The sequence below is a fragment of the Compostibacter hankyongensis genome, from assembly GCF_039541075.1.
GTDB classification, from domain to species: Bacteria; Bacteroidota; Bacteroidia; order Chitinophagales; family Chitinophagaceae; genus Compostibacter; species Compostibacter hankyongensis.
Genome location: NZ_BAABFN010000001.1, coordinates 794,644 through 815,017 on the forward strand (window position 1 = coordinate 794,644; position 20,374 = coordinate 815,017).

Below are 20,374 nucleotides of genomic sequence, written 5' to 3' on the forward strand. Positions count from 1 at the left end.
GGTAATAAGTTGCGGGCCGGCCCTTCCTCCTGCCGGCGGCCTCCCGTCGCGGCCGGCGAACCTTTCCCGCTCCCGGGATGCTTCTCCTGCGGGGTTAGGGGAGAGCCTCCGGGGGGAGCCGATGTGCGACGCTCGCGGTCCGGCTCTGCTCCGGTCGCCCTTCCGGACCGCCCGGTCGGGAGCAGCTGCTGTCTTCCATGCAGGGCAGGAGCCGGAAGCCTGTCTTTCCTCTTGTCAGAATGGCAGCGGCGGGCGGATGGCACAAACTTTGAAACCCCAGGGACCGGAACATCTGAAAATCAACTACTATGCAAAAAGGAGCCATACGCGTACAGACCGAGAATATTTTCCCTATTATTAAGAAATTCCTTTATTCGGACCACGAGATCTTCCTGCGGGAACTGATCAGCAATGCCGTGGACGCCACCCGGAAGCTGAAGACGCTGGCCGGTGTAGGGGAATTCAAGGGCGATCTGGGCGATCTCCGGATAGAAGTGAGGTTGGATACTGAAGCCGGCACGCTGACCATCTCCGACAGGGGCATAGGGATGAGCGCCGACGAGGTGGACAAATATATCAACCAGGTAGCCTTTTCGGGCGCCGAAGCCTTTGTAAAGCAATACAAGGGACAGGATGAGGCCAATATGATCGGGCATTTCGGGCTGGGCTTCTATTCTGCCTTTATGGTCAGCAGCAGGGTGGAGCTGTTTTCAAAATCCTGGCAGGACGCCCCCGCCGTTCGCTGGGAATGCGACGGCAGCCCCGAATTTGTCATGGAAGAAACCGCCAAGACGGAGCGGGGAACGGATATCGTCCTGCATATCAATGAGGAAAGCAGGGAATTCCTGGAGTCTGCCCGCATCCGGGGCGTGCTGGGGAAATTCTGCCGCTTTCTGCCGGTGCCGATCTATTTCGTGGATAAGGAATCAAAGCCGGACGACAAGCCGGTCAACAATACCCAGCCGGCCTGGATCAAAAAACCTTCAGAGCTGACCCCCCAGGATTACCAGGATTTTTACCGGGAGCTGTATCCCTTTGGCGAGCCGCCGCTGTTCTGGATCCACCTGAACGTGGACTACCCCTTTAACCTGACGGGCATTTTATACTTCCCCAAGATCAAGCATTCTTATGAGATCCAGAAAGACCGTATCCAGCTGTACAGCAACCAGGTCTTTGTAACCGATGAGGTAAAAGACATCGTGCCCGAGTTCCTGATGCTGCTTCACGGGGTGATCGATTCTCCGGACATCCCGCTGAACGTCAGCCGCAGCTACCTGCAGGGCGACCCCAACGTAAAAAAGATCAACAACCACATCACCAAAAAGGTAGCCGACAAGCTGGAAGAGATCTTTAAGAACGATCGTAAGGCTTTTGAGGAAAAATGGGAGCATATTGCATTGTTTGTGAAATACGGCATGATCACGGACGACAAGTTCTTTGAAAAGGCGTCCAAATTCCATCTCATGCAGGAAGCGCTGCCGGGCGGGAAAACCGGACCTTTCCATACGCTTGAAACCTACCGGCAGGAAGCCGAAGCGCTCCAGAAGAATAAGGACGGAAAGCTGGTGGTGCTATATACCACCGATCCCGTGCAGCAGGACAGCTATATCAGCGATGCGGCGGCAAAAGGGTATAAGGTGGTGAAGCTCGACACCCTCATCGATCCCTCCTTTATCAGTCAGATGGAGCCGAAATGGGAGGACGTTCAGTTTACCCGCGTGGATGCCGATATCACGGATAACCTGATCGACAAGCAGGAAAAATCCGAGAGCGTGCTCTCCCAGGGCCAGGAAAATACCCTGAAAGAAATCTTCGGGCTGCAGCTGCCCGATCCGCATATCAAGGTGGAGCTGAAAGGCCTGAGCGCAGACGCCCAGCCGGTCGTGGTGACCCGCGGGGAGATGATGCGCCGCATGAAGGATATGGCCGCCGCCGGCGGACCCGGGATGAGCTGGTATGGGGAGATGCCGGACGAGATCACCATGACCGTCAACGCCAACCATCCTATTTTTCGGCAGGTGTTACAGGAAAATGATAAGGACAAGCAGGGTAAGCTGGTGCATAACCTGGCCGATCTGGCGCTGCTGTCCCAGGGGCTCCTGAAGGGCACTGCGCTCACCGACTTTGTAAAGCGGAGCGTGGAGCTGCTGGAAGGAAAATCCAAAAGCCGGATTATCCTGGAGCCCTAAGCGCCTGTTTAAACTTTGCCCTTTGGGCTGCAAACGTGTCTCAGGCCGCTGGAACTTCGGCTCTTTCCGTGCACGTAGTATCCTGCTACGCACGCGTAAAGGCGCCTCGCCCAGCAACCTGATCCATCGTTTTCGCCTTCAAAAGCAAAATTTAAGCAGGCTCTGCGCTTCGTATATCGGTTATGTTTAGCTGGAGCGTCGTATAGCCGTTCCACTCGTTTTCCTCCAGGGTAAAACAGAGGTCGAAAGCCGCATTATCCCTGACAAGCGGATATTTACAGGCGAGATTGAACCCGATACCCTTCATCCGGATGCCGCTTTCATCCCGGACCTCCAGCCGGAGATGCGCCTCCTTTACGATACGGCTGTAGCCCGTGTCCCGGAGGTTCCGTACCATAAAAACAGGACGGTTGTTGTCGGGGCCAAAGGGTTCGAACTGGCTGAGGATACGATAAAAGCGGGGGGTGATATCCTGCAGCTGTATTTCCGCATCGATCCTTATTTCGGGCACCAGCAGGGCCGGATCTATGCTGCCGGCTACTACGCTTTCGAAGCGCTGTCCGAAAGCAGCTACGTTTTCCGGCTTGAGGGTCATCCCCGCGGCGTAAGCATGGCCGCCGTAATTATCCAGCAGGTCGCGGCAGGCATGCAGCGCCTCGCAGATGTTGAACCCGCTGACCGAGCGGGCCGATCCCGCCACCTGTTCGCCCGAACGTGTCAATACAATGGTAGGGCGGTAATAGCTTTCCATCAGGCGCGAGGCCACGATCCCCACCACTCCCTTATGCCAGTGCGGCTTAAAAAGCACGGTAGTGCTGCGTACAGGCTGTTCCGAGAGCAGCTCCAGGGCTTCCCGGGTAATGTCGGCATCCGCTTCCTTTCGTTCGAGATTATCCCGGTGCAGCTGGGCGGCGTACTCCCTGGCGCGTTCCTGTTCCTGTTCGATGAAGAGCAGCACCGCCTTCCGGGCGTCGTCCATACGGCCGGCGGCATTTACCCGCGGGGCCACGGAGAATACGAGATCGCTGATATGCAGGGTCTTTTTTAACCCGCTTTGCTCGATCAGCGCCTTTAGGCCCGCGGAAGGCTGCTCATTGGCCTGCTTTAACCCGTAAAAAGCCAGCGCGCGGTTCTCCCCGGTCAGCGGCACGATATCGGCGGCAATGCTGGTGGCCACCAGGTCGAGATAGCGGAGCACCTGTTGCTCCGGGATATTTCTTTTTCCGGCCCAGGCCTGTATCAGCTTAAAGCCGATACCGCAGCCGCTCAGCTCCTTGTAGGGGTAGGGGCAGCCGGGTTGCTTGGGGTTGAGTATAGCCGTGGCAGGGGGAAGCGCGGCCCCCGGCAGATGGTGGTCGCAAACGATGACGTCAATGCCCAGGGTCCGGGCGAAGGCAATTTTATCCACGGCCTTGATGCCGCAGTCCAGGCAGATCAGCAGGGTAACGCCGTTTTCCCCGGCATGCCGTATGCCCTCGGCGGAAAGACCGTATCCTTCGCGGTAACGGTGGGGGATATAAAAATCTATCGCCGGGCAAAACGGCAATAAAAAATCATAGACCACCGCTACTGCGGTGGTGCCGTCTACATCATAATCGCCGTATACCAGTATCTTTTCTCCGCGGGAGACTGCCGTTTCAAGCCGCTGGACCGCCTTGTCCATATCTTTCATCAGCCAGGGATCGTGCAGCTCGGCGGGAGAAGGCCGGAAAAAACGGCGGGCGTCCTCAAAGGTGCCGATGCCCCGGTTCGCCAGCAGCCGGCACAGCACGGGGTGGATGCCCAGGGCATCGCCAAGCCGGCTGCATTGCTCGGCATCGCAGGATTGTATGGTCCATTTTTTATCCATCGCCATACCGCTAATAGCTCCTTTCGGTGGTAAAACGCACCAGCTTTTCCAGCCCGTCCCGGATAGGACCTTCGGGGAAGGTATGGAGGATGTCAAAAGCTTCCTGCCGGTACTGCAGCATCTTTTCCTCGGCATACCGGATGCCGCCGGCCTGCACCACATGTTCGATCACCTCGTTTACCTTCTGCTTGTCCTGGTTCTGGTTTTTTATGATGTACACCATTTTGTGGCGGACGGACCTGTCGGCATGGGCCAGGGTATAGATGAGCGGCAGGGTCAGCTTTTTTTCGCGTATATCTATGCCCGTAGGTTTGCCTATCTTATTATTGCCATAATCGAAAAGATCGTCTTTTATCTGGAAGGCGATACCCACCTTTTCCCCGAAGCTGCGCATTTTTTCGGTGATGTCGGGGTCGCCGGAGGAAGACCATGCGCCGGCGGCGCAGGTAGCGGCCAGCAGGGACGCCGTTTTTCCGCGTATGATGTCAAAGTAGGCCTGTTCCCGTATGTTGAGCGTACGCGCTTTCTCCATCTGCAGGAGCTCGCCTTCGCTCATCTCCTTGATGGCGGTGGATAATATCTTAAGTATCTGAAAATCATCATTCTCCAGGGATAATAATAAACCTTTCGACAAGAGGTAGTCCCCAACCAGGACGGCTATCTTATTTTTCCACAGGGCGTTGATGGAAAAAAAGCCCCGCCGTTCCATAGAATCGTCTACCACATCATCATGTACGAGGGTGGCGGTATGCAAGAGTTCCACAAGGGCCGCGGCGCGGTAAGTAGATTCCCCGATAGGGCCGTTCAGGCGGGCAGCCAAGAAAACGAACATGGGCCGGATCTGCTTGCCCTTGCGTTTTACGATATAGTGCATGATCCGGTCCAGCAGGGGCACATGGCTTCTGACGGCGTCGGTAAACTTTGATTCAAATGTTTCTAATTCCTTCTTTATCAATAATTTGACTTCGTCCATGCAGATGTGGGAATAAAGGTCCGGACTGATAGATATCGGCTACTAAGTTACCTTTTTCCGCCAGACCGTCTAAAAGTTTGAAAGCGGTGTTTTTTGTTTTAAAAAATTGGAACTATTTTTGTAATACTGCTAACAGGAAACCCTATGTGCAATGGCGATGTCGTTGAAAAATAAATTTGTATATTCATCTATCAATTTATATCTTTGCTAACTGAAAATTATTGGAACAATAATTTTTTAAACCGTTATCTTAAATAACATATTATGGCAAGCAAAAAGTACCTATTTCTGGCAGGCTTATTCAGCCTGTTGGTAACGTCTGGGGCGTTTGCGCAGGATTCTTCATCCGGCAGCACCACCTCGACTACGCCTTCTGCGTATAAGGGAAGCAGTTATGATTACATGGATACTGCATACATCCCCGCCCGCAGAGCTGAAAAGCAGCGTAGTTTTCTGAACAATGAAAACCCCTATCCCGCCAAGCCGCGTGATATGATCGAATTGGGCGTGCATGGTGGTTATCATTTCATCATCGGCGACATGCCCGGCATCCCCGGTTTCGGTGGCGGTATTTCCGTGCGCAAGGCACTGGGTCATGTGTTCTCGCTGAGGGCTGAGTATACCGGTTCGTTTGATTACGGACAGGATTACAAGCCTTATACCAGCTATCTCGGTAGCAAGGTAAGCGGCAATCCCTGGGCCAAGTTTGGCGGCGATCAGTTTGTTGCCAACTATAAGACTGCAACCCATGCCCTGTCTCTGGACCTGGTAGCGACGCTGAACAACATCGGCTTCTACCGTCCGAATCCCAAAGTTGACTTCTATGCACTGGCCGGCTACACCATCATGGCTGCCGACGTGGACGTAGATGCACGTGACCTGGATTACAGCGGCGTGGACTTTGGAGCTAAGAAGAGCGATATCCGGAAGCAGATCAAAGACATCCGCGGTTCTTTATACAAGAACTTCGATGAAAACGCTCCTTCCCAGGGTAACCGCGTTCCCATCGGCCGTATGAAGGACAACCAGCTGCTGCGTCATGGTCTTGATGCCGGCCTGGGTGTAGCCTTCCGCGTATCCAAGCGCTTTAACATCGCTGTTGAACAGAAGTTCACCTTCACCTTCGACGATTATCTGGACGGATTCAACACCGGTCAGTACGATGCCAGCAAGGACATCTTCTCTTATTCCAACGTTCGCCTGAACTTCAACCTGGGTAATGCTTCCAAGCGTACCGAGCCCCTGTACTGGCTGAACCCCCTGGATTATGCCTACAACGAGCTGAACGAACCGCGTCATATGAAGATTCCGCCGCCCGTACTGCCTGATGCCGACGGTGACGGTGTAACCGACCAGTTCGACCAGGATCCCAATACCCCCTCCGGTGTACCGGTTGATGTACATGGTCGTCCGCTGGATACCGATGGTGACGGTGTACCCGACTACAAAGACAAACAGCTCATCACCCCGACTTATTGCCAGCCGGTTGATGAAGACGGTGTCGGCAAGTGCCCGGATCCCGAATGCTGCAAGAACATGAAGGCCGCTTGTGACCTGGGTGTTCTGCCGAGCATCACCTTCAAGGGACGTTCTGTATCCATCTCCGATGATCAGCAGGCCCTGCTGGCCGATGTTGCCAACAGAATGCGTCAGAGCCCCGATTGTAAGGTAGTAGTAACCGGCCACGCCGAAGCTTCCAAGGCCAGCGAGCAGCTCTCCTGGGATCGCGTGAATGCCGTGATCACTCACCTGACTGAAAAAGAAGGTATCTCCGGCGATCGCTTTATCTTCCAGTACAGCGGTGTACCGGGCGACAACCACACGGTTGACCTGCGCACTGCTTCCGATGCCGATCAGGGTCCGAACACCGTTCCGCCCCCGCATCCGAACCTGCGGAGAAGCAAATAAGTGAACAAGCCTTAAAAGGCTGAACAATACCGCAAACCCCCTTCGCCTGGCGAAGGGGGTTTGTTTTTTGCCTACTCCCTCCTCCCTGAAGGGGGAACGGTAAGCCCCCTCCCCTAAAGGAGGAAAGGTGAAAGGTGAAAGGTAAAAGGTGAGAGGTAAGGGGTGAAAGGTGAAAGGGGTGAAGGGCATTTTTTGAGGTTTAAAGTTCACTGTCTAAGGTTCCCTTCCAGGCGGATCAACTTTAGACGAGTGAAAGTCCGAGGTTCAAAGTCTAACGTGTAAGGTTTCATTCCGGGCACATCAACTTTAGACGTTAAATGCGCAGCGTTCCCGGAGACCGTTGAAAAGCTTTGCGAACGAGGTAAATCAGAAGCCTCAAACTACCCTTGTAACAGGTGAAAAGGCAAGAATGAAAGGTACGGCAAGGGCCTTGGTGGATATTTACACACCCCGGATAAAGACGATCGGATCCATTTCCTGCATCTTCCGGCAGCTTCTTGAAGACGGGATAGACACCCTGATGGGGAAGCTTCTATGGCTGGCAGATGGCCGGAGAGCGGGGTCACGGGGTTATGCCGATGTATCTCCCACAGGGAAGCCGACGTACCCGTAGCCGGTTGAGCAGTCCGGTGTACATCGTCCGAAGTGATGTCTACTCCTCCACCCTGCGGAGATGCAGGTTGGATACTGGGGCGACGATAAGCGGGAATTTTTCGACCGTCACATAGCTGGAGTCCAGCCCGAAACCCCGTTCTTCGGAAAGGCCGATCTTTTTCAGCAGGAAATAGGCTTTCATGATAAACCGTTCCTGCAGGGGCAGGTCGTTGTCGTGCGAAAGGAACTTTTCCATGACGATGAACCGGAAATCGCCCACCACATTGTTCTTGCTCAACGATTCATAACGGCTGGTGATGTTGACCTCCTTGTTGTTGACCATATCCTCCACCACCTTGCGGAACATCAGGTTGATCCGCTGCTCCACGCGGAAACCCAGCCGGAATTCGACACGGATCACTTCATTGGGGATGATGGTATTTACCACGTAATCGCAACGGTAGGGCTCGTCCAGCACGTCTACGTGGATCAGCCAGTAGATATCGGCCCGCTTGGGTTTTTTGTTAAAGATGGAATAGATCACCTTGTGCTCGATCTCCTTGGGATCGTTGGCGCTGGTCATATACACGAGGTGCGTGGAGTACTTGGGAATACTGGTGTCGTTGCTCAGCTCCTGCAGCAGCGGCAGGTAATCGTCTATACGGACGAATTCCACATATCGGTTCCGGATCTTGCGCGACTTGTACCATACCCACATGGTCAGAAAAAGCAGACCCCCGAGGAGGATGGTGACGTATCCGCCGTGGGGAAACTTATCCAGGTTGGCGAAAAGAAAAGAAAATTCGATGGAAAGATATACGACGAGATAAAGGACCAGCCAGCCGGGCTTTACCCTTCTTATATACAGGTAATAAGCCAGCAGACAGGAGGTCATCAGCATGGTGATGGTGATGGAAAGCCCGTAGGCCGCTTCCATGTTCTTGGATTCCTGGAAGAAAAGCACGATGGCGCAGCATCCGACAAAAAGCATCAGGTTGATGCTGGGGATAAAAAGCTGCCCTTTTTCTTCGGTAGGATAATTGATCTTCAGCTTGGGCCACAGGTTCAGCCGCATGGCTTCGCTGACCAGGGTAAAGGAGCCGGAGATAAGCGCCTGGCTGGCGATAATGGCAGCCATGGTCGCGATGGTGATCCCTGCGGGAACAAACCAGGAGGGCATGAGAGCAAAGAAAGGGTTCAGCTGGTCCGGCAATACCTTTCCGCGGTGCTGAAGAAGCCAGGCGCCCTGTCCCAGGTAGCTGAGGATCAGGCAGCATTTGACGAATATCCAGGATACGCGGATATTGTTTTTTCCGCAGTGACCAAGATCCGAATACAATGCCTCGGCACCGGTGGTACACAGAAATACGGCCCCGAGGATCAGGAAGCCCTTGGGGTAGGTGGCCAGCAGCTCAATAGCGTAATGCGGGCTAAAGGCCCGGAGAATGGACCAGTTATCCGCAAGGTGACTGAGCCCGAAAAAGGCCATCATCACAAACCAGAGCATCATAATAGGGCCGAAAAGACGACCGATGGACTTTGTGCCGAACTGCTGCATCATAAAAATACCGGCCATAATGACCAGCACCAGCCTGACGGTATAATGCGGCCCCAGGTTGAGGCCCTCGATGGCCGAGGTAACGGTGATGGGAGGGGTGATGAGCCCGTCGGCCAGCAGGGAAGCGCCTCCGATCATGCCAAACAGCACGGCCCATTTGGCATGACGGCGGACCAGGGCATAGAGCGAGAAGATGCCTCCTTCTCCTTTGTTATCTGCCTGAAGGGTCAGGATAACGTATTTGAGCGTGGTCTGCAGGGTCAGGGTCCAGATGATACAGGAAGCGCCGCCGATGACCAGCAGGTCTTCGATGGGCTTTCCACGGACAATGGCGCTGTAGGTATAAAGGGGAGAGGTGCCGATATCCCCGTACACGATACCCAATGCAACGATCAGGCCTGCAAGGGTAGCTTTGTTAAGGTTTTGACGACTCACTTTCTGTGTGTGTGCAGATTTAAGGGTCAAAATTAGGTTAATATTTGTTAACGGAAGCCAAAAAGAGACCCCGCCGGAGGCGGGGCCTGACACAACTAAAAAACAATCAATCCTTCTCAGTCGGGTTTTTTCCCATCCAGAAAAGTGTTGATGGTACTGATTTCAGCCTGCTTTTTGCCGGGTTCCTGCGATACCGAGTAGCTGGAATAGGTATCATCCCTCGAGCCCGCTTGCTGATCCAGGGAAACGTTCCGCCGGATATAGGCCGGCACGGTCTCCAGCTCGTGGGGCTGTTCCATATTCTTTACGTTGAAGCTCATGTTCCGGAGCCGTGCGATCCTTTCGGCGGCCTTGAGCTTCTGCTCTTCGCTTTCTTCTTCGGCTTCCGGCTGCGGGTTCGTTTCCGCGGAGGGCGCTGCTTCAGGAGCCGGCGCAGGAGCTGCAGGCGCCGGTGTTTCCTGCCGGGGTTCGGCGGATAAGGGCGTGGCGCTTATCTCTCCGGCGGGCGGGGCGGTGCTTTCCGGCGGAGCGGGAATGCTTTGTTCCTCCCGGATCACCAGCTTCATCGCGCTTTCTTCCGGCTCCGCGGCAGACGGTGCAGCCGGCGGGTAAGTCTGCGCGTCCGGAGCAGGGGTATAGCCGGATGCGGCGGGTCCCTGCGGGCGGGCGGGCTCCACATGTATGGATGCCGGCCGGGAAGCGTAAATATTGCTGCTTTTCTGCCCTTCCGGTTTTACCGGATCGGGTTCAAACTGGATCGTCGGGCGGGCGGGTGGCTCCTGCCGGGCACCGGCAGAACCTGCTTCGTTGTTTTCAGCGCCGCTCTGTACCAGGCGGGGCGCCATCTGGTCCTCCTCAGGTTCGAAATGCAGGGAAGTCTGCGGCTCCATTTTCTTTTCCTCGTTGGCCTTGCCGAGCTCCATGACGATCTTGGGCTGTTCCCGCTGGGCTTCTTCTCCCTTTTTCTGAAGTGCGATAGGTTTCTGCTCGAAGCCTGTGGCGATGATGGTAACGCCCAGCTTGTTGTCCAGCGTATTGTCGTATCCCATACCCAGGATGACGTCGCAGTCCGCGCCGGCCTGCTGATGCACATAGGCCTGGATGGTATCCATTTCATCGATGGTATGCTCGTGCTCTCCTTCGGAGGAGGTAATGTTGAGGAGTATCCATTTGGCGCCGCGGATGCTGTTGTCGTTTAGCAGGGGCGAGGCAAGCGCATTTTCGATGGCCTGCTGTGCGCGGTTCTCCCCTTCCGATGCTGCCGATCCGAGAATAGCGACTCCCCCGTCGCGCATGGCGGTGCATACATCCGCGAAGTCCACGTTTACCAGGCCGTGGATATTGATCACATCGGTGATACACTTGGCGGCGGTAGCCAGGATGTTATCTGCTTTGGAAAAAGCCGCTTTAAAGGGCAGGTTGCCGAATTGCTGACGCAGCTTGTCATTGGAAATGATCAGCAGGGTATCCACGTATTGCTTGAGTATCTCCACGCCTTCGTCCGCCTGTTGCATTCTTTTCTTGCCTTCATAGGAGAAGGGGGTGGTGATGATGCCGACGGTAAGAATGCCCAGATCCTTACAGATGCGGGCGATGATGGGCGCGCCGCCCGTACCGGTACCTCCACCCATGCCGGCGGTGATAAAGGCCATCTTGGTGTTGACCTCCAGCATCTGCTTGATTTCCTCAAACGACTCTTCGGTGGCCTGCTTCCCGATCTGGGGGTTGGCCCCTGCACCGAGCCCCTGGGTCAGGTGCGGGCCAAGCTGTACTTTGTTGGGTACAGGACTGCTGGTGATCGCCTGCGAATCGGTGTTGCAGATGATAAAATCCACACCCTGTATACCCTGGCTGAACATGTGGTTCACCGCATTACTGCCTCCACCGCCAATGCCGATGACCTTGATGATGGAGGACTTTTCCTTCGGGAGATCAAAATGTATCATGACTGAATGTCTTTTTTGTTAAAAATGGGTTAGCTGATCATGAATCAGTTCAACTGGGTGTCCCCGTCGTCAAACATATTGATAAGACCGCTCTTCATACGATCCAGAAATTCCTTCAGTTTTTTCCTGCTGTCTACGTTTATGCTTTTTTCAGGCTTTTGCTTTTTCCGTTTTTCCGTTTTTTCCTGCCGGTAGTCGTCATCCGGAGTATACATGTTTCGATCCGCTGTCGCCATTTCTACGGCTTCTGCAGGATGCTCGATATTTTCGTAATCGTTATATCCTTTCAGTATGAGCCCTATACAGGTGGCATACATGGGCTTCATCAGCTCCTCCAGGTGGCCGCCGGCGAGATGCTCGTTCGGATAGCCGATACGGGCGTTGATGCCGGTGACGTATTCGGTCAGCTGCATCAGGTGCTTCAGCTGCGAGCCGCCGCCGGTCAGAATAATGCCGCCATTCAGCAATTTGTTGTCCAGCCCTACCTGCTTCAAATGGTATACCACAAAATCGAGGATCTCCTGCATGCGGGCCTGGATGATGTGCGCGAGGTTCTTAACCGATATTTCTTTCGGGTGCTGGCCGCGCAGACCGGGTATGGTGATGAAGGCGTTGGTGATGGCTTCGTCGGCCAGGGCGGATCCGAACTGAACCTTCATCTGCTCAGCCTGCGTTTTCAGTACGCCCAGCCCGTTTTTGATGTCGTTGGTGATGTTTTCCCCGCCGTAGGGAATTACGGCGGTATGTTTGAGGATGCCCTCATAGAATACGGCCAGGTCGGTGGTGCCGCCGCCGATGTCCACGATGGCTACCCCGGCTTCGAGATCCTGATCGCACATTACCGCGGCGGCGGAAGCCAATGGCTGTAATACCAGGTCCTTGGTCACCAGTCCCGCTTTTTCCACGCTGCGGTTGATGTTGCGGATGGCGTTCTTATCGCCGGTGATGATGTGGAAATTGGCGCCTACTTTTACTCCTGCCATGCCGATAGGGTCGGCGATGTTGGGGATGCTGTCTACGGTATATTCCTGCGGGATCACATCGATGATCTGGTCGCCTGCGGGGATATAGGTTTTGTACTGGTCGTTGATCAGCTGGTCGATCTCCTTCTGGGATATCTCGGTTTCCGTATCGTTGCGGACGATGTCGCCGCGGGTTTGAAGGCTTTTGATATGATGCCCGGCAATACCTACGTATACTTCTTCCACCACGAGGTTGGGATTGGAGGCATAGCAGTTTTCCAGGGCGGAGTGGATGGCTTTGATGGTCTGATCGATATTCAGCACCATGCCGTGCTGTACCCCATAAGAGTTGGCGCGGCCGAACCCGAGGATCTCCAGTTTCCCGAATTCGTTCTTGCGTCCGGCTATGGCCGCGATCTTTGTAGTGCCGATATCGAGGCCTACGATGATGGGTGCTTCTTTGCTCATGGTATGTTTGTTTAGTTGTGTCATTGGTGTTTAATTCCGTTCCGGTCCTTTATAGACGGCCTTGGGTCTTCTTGTCTGCGTTTTTTCCGAAGAGCGCTTTACGCTGCGGCTTTCCCGTTTTTCAGAAACCGTATTTTTCAGCACCGGGGCTTTTTCAGCCGGCTTTATCCTTCGCTGCGGCGCTTCCTCCGCGCTGTCTCTTTCCCCTTTGGGCAGGCTGTTGCGGAGATCGGCATCTGCCGGCACGGGCACCGGCGATGTGGAGCCTTTGAGGGAGCCTACTACCTCGTCCTCATACCGGATGTCCAGCGTATCGTAAGACCTCCACCCCAATGTTCCCAGTCCTTTTTTGTAAAAGAGCATCAGCTTGGTGAATTTTTCGGGAATACGGTCACCGGAGCCGAAGAGGATAAGCTGGTTCCCTATTTTGGGGATAAGCTCAAATTCACCGGAGGCGTTTACGTTGATCTGCTCTACCTGCGCCATCCAGAAAGAGTCGCTGCTGAGGAAGCGGCTCAGGGCGGTGGCCCGGGCAAAGAGCAGGCTGTCTGCACGGGTCTTTATACTGTCGGAAGGGTAGTTGGTAAATACCGGTACCCTTGCGGTAAACCTGGATACCACGGGTACGGAGCCGCCCTCCCGGTCGATATAAAAACTGCTGCCGCTCCGGGTAAATACCCGGGCCAGGGGTTGTTTCTGGGTAATACGGATATGCAGCTGGCCGTCATTGTCCGTATAGAGCTCAGCGGCATTGACCCAGGGATTGGCGGTTACCGTACGCTCCAGCCGGCGCATGTCCACATCATCCAGGTCCTTTCCGACGGGGTTCAGGTTCTTATCCTGAAGAATGAGGTTGCGGATACCGGATTTCTCGACGAATACGGGCACGCCGTCGTTATTGACGATATCGATCAGCAGGCCCCTGCATTGCTGCTGGTGCCGGATACGCATGGCGGCTACTACACCCACTCCCAGGCCTGCGGCCAGCAGCACCCAGAGCAGGCGGGAGAAGAAGGTTCCGATATGTTTCTTTTTCAAGGCAGCCATGTCACTCAGTTATCTAAAAAGTCTTTTATCGGTTGTACCAGCTGGTCGATGTCGCCGGCGCCGGCCGTGATCAGCAGCTCCGGCCGCTGTTCCTGCAGCAGGTTCAGACAGCCGGCCTTGTCCATGACCTTTGCACGGTCTCCTTTTATCTTTTCTGCGATCAGCTCGCTTTGTATGCCGGGTATGGGAAGCTCACGCGCCGGATAGATGGGCAGCAAGATCACCTCGTCGGCCAGCGAGAGGCTTTCTGCAAATCCGTCTGCCAGATCGCGGGTGCGTGTATACAGATGCGGCTGGAAGACAACGGTGCATTGTTTATCCGGGAACAGGCTGCGCGCGCTTTGTATCAGCGCCCGCAGCTCTTCCGGGTGATGGGCATAGTCGTCGATATAAACGGTATGGACGTTCCGTACAATGTATTCGAAACGTCTTTTTACGCCTTTAAAGGCCGCTACGGCCGCTCGTATCTGCTCATTCCCGATGCCGAGATGGTGAGCCACGGCCACGGCAGCCACGGTATTCTCCACATTGTGCATGCCGCCGATGTTCAGCTGCAGGTTGTCGATCATCCAGTCTTTCCGGCAGATGCTGAAGATATATCCCCCGTTATCCAGGCGTATGTTTTCGGCATAGATATCGGCCGCATTGTTTTCCAGGCTGTAGCTGATGCGCTTTGCCCCCTTCAGCTCCCTGCTCCGGGCCAGACCGTGCTTGTATACCAGCAGACCTTCGGATCCCAGCTGCGCGGTATACTGGATAAAGGCTTCTTCCAGCGCTTCGGGCGTGCCGTAGATATCGAGGTGATCGGGATCCATGGCGGTGAGCACGGCAATATCGGGATGCAGCTTCAGGAAGGAACGGTCGTACTCATCGGCTTCGATAACCGCAGTTTCACGCGCGTTGCTCCAGAAATTAGTGTGGTAATTGACCGTGATGCCGCCCAGGAAGGCATTGCAGCCATAGCCGCTATGACGCAGGATGTGGGCGATAAAGGAAGAGATGGTTGTTTTACCGTGCGTGCCGGCCACCGTGATGCTGAACAGGGTGCGGGTAATGGCTTCCAGCACATCGCTTCTTTTCCATACGGGGAAGCCCTGTTCGCGGTAATAAGCCAGCTCGCGATGGGAGGAGGGTACTGCGGGCGTATATACCACCAGGCCGGCGGCTTTGTCGGCCAGGGCGGGATCATCTTCATAATGTATGGCCATGCCGGCGGCTTCCAGCTGCCGGGTCAGCGGAGTGGGGGTACGGTCGTACCCGCTGACCTTCACGCCCCGTTCCCCGAAATAACGGGCCAGGGCGCTCATGCCGATGCCGCCGATACCGATGAAATAAACGCTTTTTATGTTATCCAGCTCAATCATAAAATCAATACGTACTTGTTCAGAGCAACCTGAATATCTCCCTGGCAATCCGTTCGTCTGCGTTGGAGATACCCAGCGGAGTAATATTATCGATCAGTTGTTGCCGTTTGTTGTCGTGGCGGATCAGCTCGAGGGCGGTATGCACCAGCTGCTCGCCTGCCGCCTGGTCGGCCACCATCAGGGCGGCCTGCTTCCGTACCAACGCCATGGCGTTGCGCGTCTGGTGATCCTCTGCCGCATAGGGGTAGGGAACAAACACCACCGGCTTGCCCGCCACGCACAGCTCCGATATGGTGAGGGCGCCGGCTCTTGAGATCACCACATCTGCGGCGGCATAGGCATGTTCCATGTGCTCTACGAACTCCATCACCCTGACCTGCTGCTCATAAGGCTTTACGATCTCCCGCGCCCTTTCTATAAAAGGAGCGCCCGTCTGCCAGATCAGCTGCACATCCTGCTGGATGAAATGGATCAGGCCCTGCTCCAGCGCCAGGTTGATCGACCGGGCGCCCTGGCTGCCCCCCACGGCAAAGACCGTTTTTTTGCCGGGCGTCAATCCCCAGTGCCGGAGCGCTTCCTCCCGGGTCACGGTGGCACGGGAGATATTTTCGCGCACGGGATTGCCCGTATAGATGATCCGGTCTGCGGGAAAGAACTTCTGCATGTCCTCATAGGCCACGCAGATGCTGCGGGCTTTTTTGCCCAGTATCTTGTTCGACTTCCCCGCCTCGGAATTTTGCTCCTGGATAACGGTGGGGATGCCTCTGCGCTGCGCCTTGTACAGCACCGGGAAGCTGGCGTATCCGCCCACGCCCACCACGGCATGCGGTTGGTACCGCTTAAGGATGCGTCCGGCCTGCTGTATGCTGTCCATCAGCTTAAAAGGCAGCAGGAGGTTTTTCAGCAGGCTGCCCCGGTTCATCCCGGCAATTTTCAATCCCTCGATGGGATAGCCGGCCTGGGGTATCTTTTCCATCTCCATCTTGCCCAGGGCGCCGACAAAGAGGATATCCGTCTGGGCGTACAGGCGTTGCAGCGCGCGCGCGATGGCGATGGCCGGGAAGATATGTCCTCCCGTTCCTCCCCCGGTCATGATGATCCGCTTTGCCGATGACGCCTGTTGCATGGTATGGATGCTGTTTTTTTATAGCTATCGCGTTGCCGTTTTCTCACTTTTTCAGGCTACTGCTTCCGCAGGCGCCGGGGAAAAGGCATCGCTGGTATTTACTGTTGTTTTATCTGCTGTGATCTGCCGTCCCTCTGTTTCTTCCACATTACGGCTTACGCTCAGGATAATACCGATCGCCAGGCTGGTAAACCATATGGAGGTGCCGCCCATGCTGACCAGGGGCAGGGTTACGCCGGTTACCGGGAAAAGGTTGACGTTTACCGCCATGTTGGCAAAGGCCTGGATCACCAGGGTAAAGCTCAGCCCTACCGCCAGGAAAGCCCCGAAGGCGTAAGGACATCGCCTGAAGATGCGTATGCTGCGGAACAGGAAGATCATATAGAAAGCGATCATCAGAAAGCCGCCGGCCAGACCGTACTCTTCAATGATGATGGCATAGATAAAATCCGAATAGGGGTGGGGCAGAAAGTTGCGCTGCTCGCTGTTGCCCGGTCCCCGGCCGAAGGTGCCGCCGTTGGCAACGGCGATCTTGGCCTGCTGTACCTGGTAGGGCGCGTCTGTCTTTTCAGTCTGTTTGAAATGAGCAATACGGTTTTTCCAGGTTTCGGCCCGCCCGCCGCCCACGCCGGTAGCCAGTACTATGGTCACTACCAGCGCGATGCCGAGTATGCCGATGCCGGCCATGGCCAGCAGGTATTTGATGTTGACCCGCCCGATAAAGCAAAGGAGCATGCAGCTGGCGCCCAGCAGCAGCGCGGTGGACATGTTTGCCGGCATGATCAGGCCGCAGATGATGCAGACGGGTACGATAATAGGGAGGAAGCCCTTTTTGAAATCCTTGATGACGTTCTGCTTCCGGGAAAGCTGCCGGGAGATATACATGAACAGGGCCAGCTTGGCCATGTCGGAAGTCTGGAAGGTGAGGTTGATCACCGGCAGCTTGATCCATCGGTTGGCTTCGTTGATATTGGAACCGAAGAAAAGGGTATAGATCAGCAGGGGAATGGAGATCAGGAACAGCACCACCGCTATGCGGGAATATACCGTATAGTTAACGCGGTGCGAGAAGTAGATGATCAGTATTCCCAGGGCCAGCTCGGCAAACTGTTTAAAAAGATAATATTCCGTATGTCCTTTCTGCATCCGGTAAGCCAGGGTACCGGTGGAGCTGTATACGGCCAGTACGCTTACCAGCGAAAGGATCACCACGATCGCCCAGATCACTTTGTCGCCCTGTGTTTTTCCAAACAGTTTATTCATAACCTCTTGTTGCTGACCTGCAATAGCTGTTGCCGGTTATTATGGTTATAATGCGTGAACCTCCTGCTTGAACTGCCGTCCCCGGTCCTCGTAATTCTTAAACAGGTCGAAGCTCGAGCAGGCGGGTGACAGCAGCACCACATCTCCTTTCTGTGACAGGAAGAAGGAGGCATGCACCGCATCGTGCATGCTTTCGGTATTGACGATCACCGGTACATGTTGGGCTAAGGCATCGTGGATAAGATGATTGTCCTTACCCAGGCATACGATGGCCTTTACCTTCTCCTTCACCAGGCCGGCAATGATGGAATAGTCGTTGCCTTTGTCGATCCCCCCCATGATGAGGACCACCGGCTGGTGCATGCTTTCCAGCGCAAACCATACCGAGTTGATGTTGGTGGCCTTGCTGTCGTTGATAAAGTCTATTCCGCGTACCGAGGCCACATACTCCAGACGGTGCTCCAGGCTCCTGAAGGAGGTGAGGCTTGCGCGGATATGTTCGTTCCGGATGTCCATCGTGCGTGCTGCGATACCTGCTGCCATCGAGTTGTAAAGATTATGTCGTCCTTGTAATGCCAGGTCGTATATCGATACAACGAGGTCTTCTTCCTCTCCGACGCGGAGGTTCAGCTCTTTATTGGCGATAAATCCGCCTTCTTTTAGTGGTTCCATGGTCGTAAACGGTAAAATTTTAGATTGAACAGGTAAGTTTTTCAAATATTGGTTGATCCCCGGATCGTCCAGGCAGTAAATAAAATAGTCCTCCGGACCCTGGTTTTCCACGATGCGGAGCTTGGCGGCCGCATACTGCTCCATTTTATGATCATAGCGGTCGAGGTGGTCCGGGGTAATGTTGAGCAGCACTGCTACCTCGGGCCGGAACTGCTGTATGTCGTCCAGCTGGAAGCTGCTGATCTCCACGATATAGTAATCTGCCGGCGCCAGGGCCACCTGCCGGGCAAAGCTGTTCCCGATGTTGCCGACACAGGCGGCGTTCAGACCGGCCTTCTTAAAAATATCATAGGTAAGGGCGGTGGTGGTGGTCTTGCCGTTGCTGCCGGTGATGGCAATGATCTTTTTCCCTTTGGCGAACCGGTAGGCCAGCTCTATCTCCGAGATCACCGGTATGCCGGCCTCGCGGATCTTTTTCATGATGGACGCCTTCTCGGGGATACCCGGGCTTTTGACCACCTCATCCGCTTTCAGCACCAGGGCCTCGGTATGCCCGCCCTGTTCGTAGCGGATATTGTTCTCTTCCAGCTCCCGGACAAAGGCAGCGGCGATCGGGCCGCCGTCGGACACAAAAACGTCATACTCCTGCTGCTGTGCCAGCAGGGCCGCCCCGGCGCCGCTTTCTCCGGCGCCCAGGATGACGATATGTTTTTTGTGTTTGTCCATGACGTATTACCGCATTTTCAGCGTGGCTATGGCGAATACCGAGCAGATGATGGCAACGATCCAGAAGCGCACCGCTATTTTACTTTCGTGATAGCCCAGTTTCTGATAATGATGATGGAGGGGCGACATTCTGAATATCCGCCGGCCTTCTCCGTATTTTCTTTTTGTGTATTTGAAATAAGAGACCTGCATCATCACCGACAGGCTTTCTATCAGGAACACACCGCAGAAGATAGGGATCAGCAGCTCTTTCCGGACGATGATGGCCAGGGAGGCGATAATGCCGCCGAGGGCGAGGCTTCCCGTATCCCCCATGAACACCTGCGCAGGGTAAGCATTGTACCAGAGGAAGCCGATGCAGGCGCCTACGAATGCGCCGATGAATATGGTGACTTCCCCGAGGTTGGGGATGTGCATGATGTTGAGGTATTCGGCAAACTTGATGTTGCCGGATACATAGGCAAAGATGCCGAGGCACACGCCTATTACGGCCGACACACCGGTGGCCAGCCCGTCCAGTCCGTCAGTGATGTTGGCGCCGTTGGATACGGCGGTAATGATAAAGATGACGACGGCAATATACAGCAGCCAGGTGTACCGCTTGGCATGGTCGCCCATCCAGGAGATCAGCCGGGCATAGTTGAACTCATGGCTTTTTACAAAGGGAATGGTGGTGATGGGGGTTTTTACATTTACAAAACGATGCTGGATGCCCTCTATATCGCTGGTGGCGTTTGTGGCATTGCCGGAATTTACCATGGTTTCATAGGCCGGCAGCTTCTCGCTGCCTACCAGCTCCCGCTGGACCACCACTTCCGGACTGAAATACAGCGTACAGCCGACGATCAGTCCCAGTCCGACCTGGCCCATGATCTTGAACTTACCGGCCAGCCCCGCCTTGTTTTTCCGGAAGACCTTAATATAGTCGTCCAGGAAACCGATCAGGCCGAGCCATACCGTACAGATGATCATGAGGATGATATAGATGTTCAGCACCCGGGTAAACAGCAGGGTAGGGATCAGTATGGCGGCCAGGATGATCAATCCTCCCATGGTGGGCGTACCTTTTTTGGCCTGCTCTCCTTCCAGACCCAGGTCCCGTATGGTTTCCCCGATCTGCTTCCGTTCCAGGAACCTCACGATCCGCTTGCCCAGCAGCATGGAGATCACCAGCGACAGGATAACGGACATGGACACACGAAAGGTGATGTACTGGAAGATGCCCGTACCGCTGAGGTTGAACTCCGTTTTCAGATAATTAAACAAATAATACAACATGCTGCTATGGCGGCAT

Annotated in this window: 13 protein-coding genes; 2 read left to right on the top strand and 11 right to left on the bottom strand. The window is 54.8% G+C overall.

Going from position 1 to position 20,374, the window contains the following annotated elements; genetic code table 11:
* Nucleotides 1-308: 308 nt before the first annotated feature.
* On the top strand, nt 309-2,189 hold the full coding sequence (gene htpG / locus ABD851_RS03360; protein ID WP_344975322.1) for a molecular chaperone HtpG: 1,881 nt from the start codon (nt 309-311) through the stop codon (nt 2,187-2,189).
* A gap of 151 nt (nt 2,190-2,340) precedes the next feature.
* On the opposite strand, the gene recJ is transcribed toward htpG, so the two are convergent.
* The gene (recJ, locus tag ABD851_RS03365) at nt 2,341-4,044 is read right to left on the bottom strand and encodes a single-stranded-DNA-specific exonuclease RecJ (protein WP_344975325.1); all 1,704 of its coding nucleotides are present in this window, start codon (nt 4,042-4,044) and stop codon (nt 2,341-2,343) included.
* Between the two features lie 4 nt (nt 4,045-4,048).
* Nucleotides 4,049-5,011: a polyprenyl synthetase family protein gene (locus ABD851_RS03370; protein ID WP_344975328.1), complete on the bottom strand. Its 963-nt coding sequence runs from the start codon at nt 5,009-5,011 to the stop codon at nt 4,049-4,051.
* Between the two features lie 264 nt (nt 5,012-5,275).
* On the opposite strand from ABD851_RS03370, the gene ABD851_RS03375 reads away from it, so the two are divergent.
* A complete protein-coding gene (locus ABD851_RS03375) occupies nt 5,276-6,919 on the top strand; it encodes an OmpA family protein (protein ID WP_344975331.1) in 1,644 nt (547 codons plus the stop codon).
* 652 nt (nt 6,920-7,571) lie between these two features.
* On the opposite strand, the gene ABD851_RS03380 is transcribed toward ABD851_RS03375, so the two are convergent.
* The 9 genes from ABD851_RS03380 to mraY all read right to left on the bottom strand — a co-directional run bounded on the left by ABD851_RS03380 (nt 7,572) and on the right by mraY (nt 20,358).
* Complete coding sequence (locus ABD851_RS03380) at nt 7,572-9,506, bottom strand: KUP/HAK/KT family potassium transporter (protein ID WP_344975334.1); 1,935 nt, start codon at nt 9,504-9,506, stop codon at nt 7,572-7,574.
* A gap of 116 nt (nt 9,507-9,622) precedes the next feature.
* Nucleotides 9,623-11,452: a cell division protein FtsZ gene (ftsZ, locus tag ABD851_RS03385; protein ID WP_344975338.1), complete on the bottom strand. Its 1,830-nt coding sequence runs from the start codon at nt 11,450-11,452 to the stop codon at nt 9,623-9,625.
* Nucleotides 11,453-11,496: 44 nt separating this feature from the next.
* Entirely contained in the window at nt 11,497-12,882 is a 1,386-nt protein-coding gene (ftsA, locus tag ABD851_RS03390) for a cell division protein FtsA (RefSeq protein ID WP_344975341.1), read from the bottom strand.
* Between the two features lie 30 nt (nt 12,883-12,912).
* Nucleotides 12,913-13,929 carry a cell division protein FtsQ/DivIB gene (locus ABD851_RS03395; RefSeq protein WP_344975345.1) on the bottom strand — a complete coding sequence of 339 codons (1,017 nt, stop codon included), beginning with the start codon at nt 13,927-13,929 and terminating at the stop codon, nt 12,913-12,915.
* Nucleotides 13,930-13,934: 5 nt separating this feature from the next.
* Nucleotides 13,935-15,293, bottom strand: a complete 1,359-nt coding sequence (gene murC, locus ABD851_RS03400) for a UDP-N-acetylmuramate--L-alanine ligase (RefSeq protein WP_344975348.1) — start codon at nt 15,291-15,293, stop codon at nt 13,935-13,937.
* A 19-nt stretch (nt 15,294-15,312) separates the two neighbouring features.
* Nucleotides 15,313-16,419 (bottom strand): undecaprenyldiphospho-muramoylpentapeptide beta-N-acetylglucosaminyltransferase, encoded by a 1,107-nt coding sequence (gene murG / locus ABD851_RS03405; RefSeq protein WP_344975351.1) that lies wholly within the window; start codon nt 16,417-16,419, stop codon nt 15,313-15,315.
* Nucleotides 16,420-16,470: 51 nt separating this feature from the next.
* On the bottom strand, nt 16,471-17,682 hold the full coding sequence (locus tag ABD851_RS03410; protein WP_344975354.1) for an FtsW/RodA/SpoVE family cell cycle protein: 1,212 nt from the start codon (nt 17,680-17,682) through the stop codon (nt 16,471-16,473).
* A gap of 45 nt (nt 17,683-17,727) precedes the next feature.
* Complete coding sequence (murD, locus tag ABD851_RS03415) at nt 17,728-19,080, bottom strand: UDP-N-acetylmuramoyl-L-alanine--D-glutamate ligase (RefSeq protein WP_344975357.1); 1,353 nt, start codon at nt 19,078-19,080, stop codon at nt 17,728-17,730.
* Nucleotides 19,081-19,086: 6 nt separating this feature from the next.
* Nucleotides 19,087-20,358, bottom strand: coding sequence for a phospho-N-acetylmuramoyl-pentapeptide-transferase (mraY, locus tag ABD851_RS03420; RefSeq protein ID WP_344975360.1), 1,272 nt, complete (start codon nt 20,356-20,358; stop codon nt 19,087-19,089).
* Nucleotides 20,359-20,374: the final 16 nt, after the last annotated feature.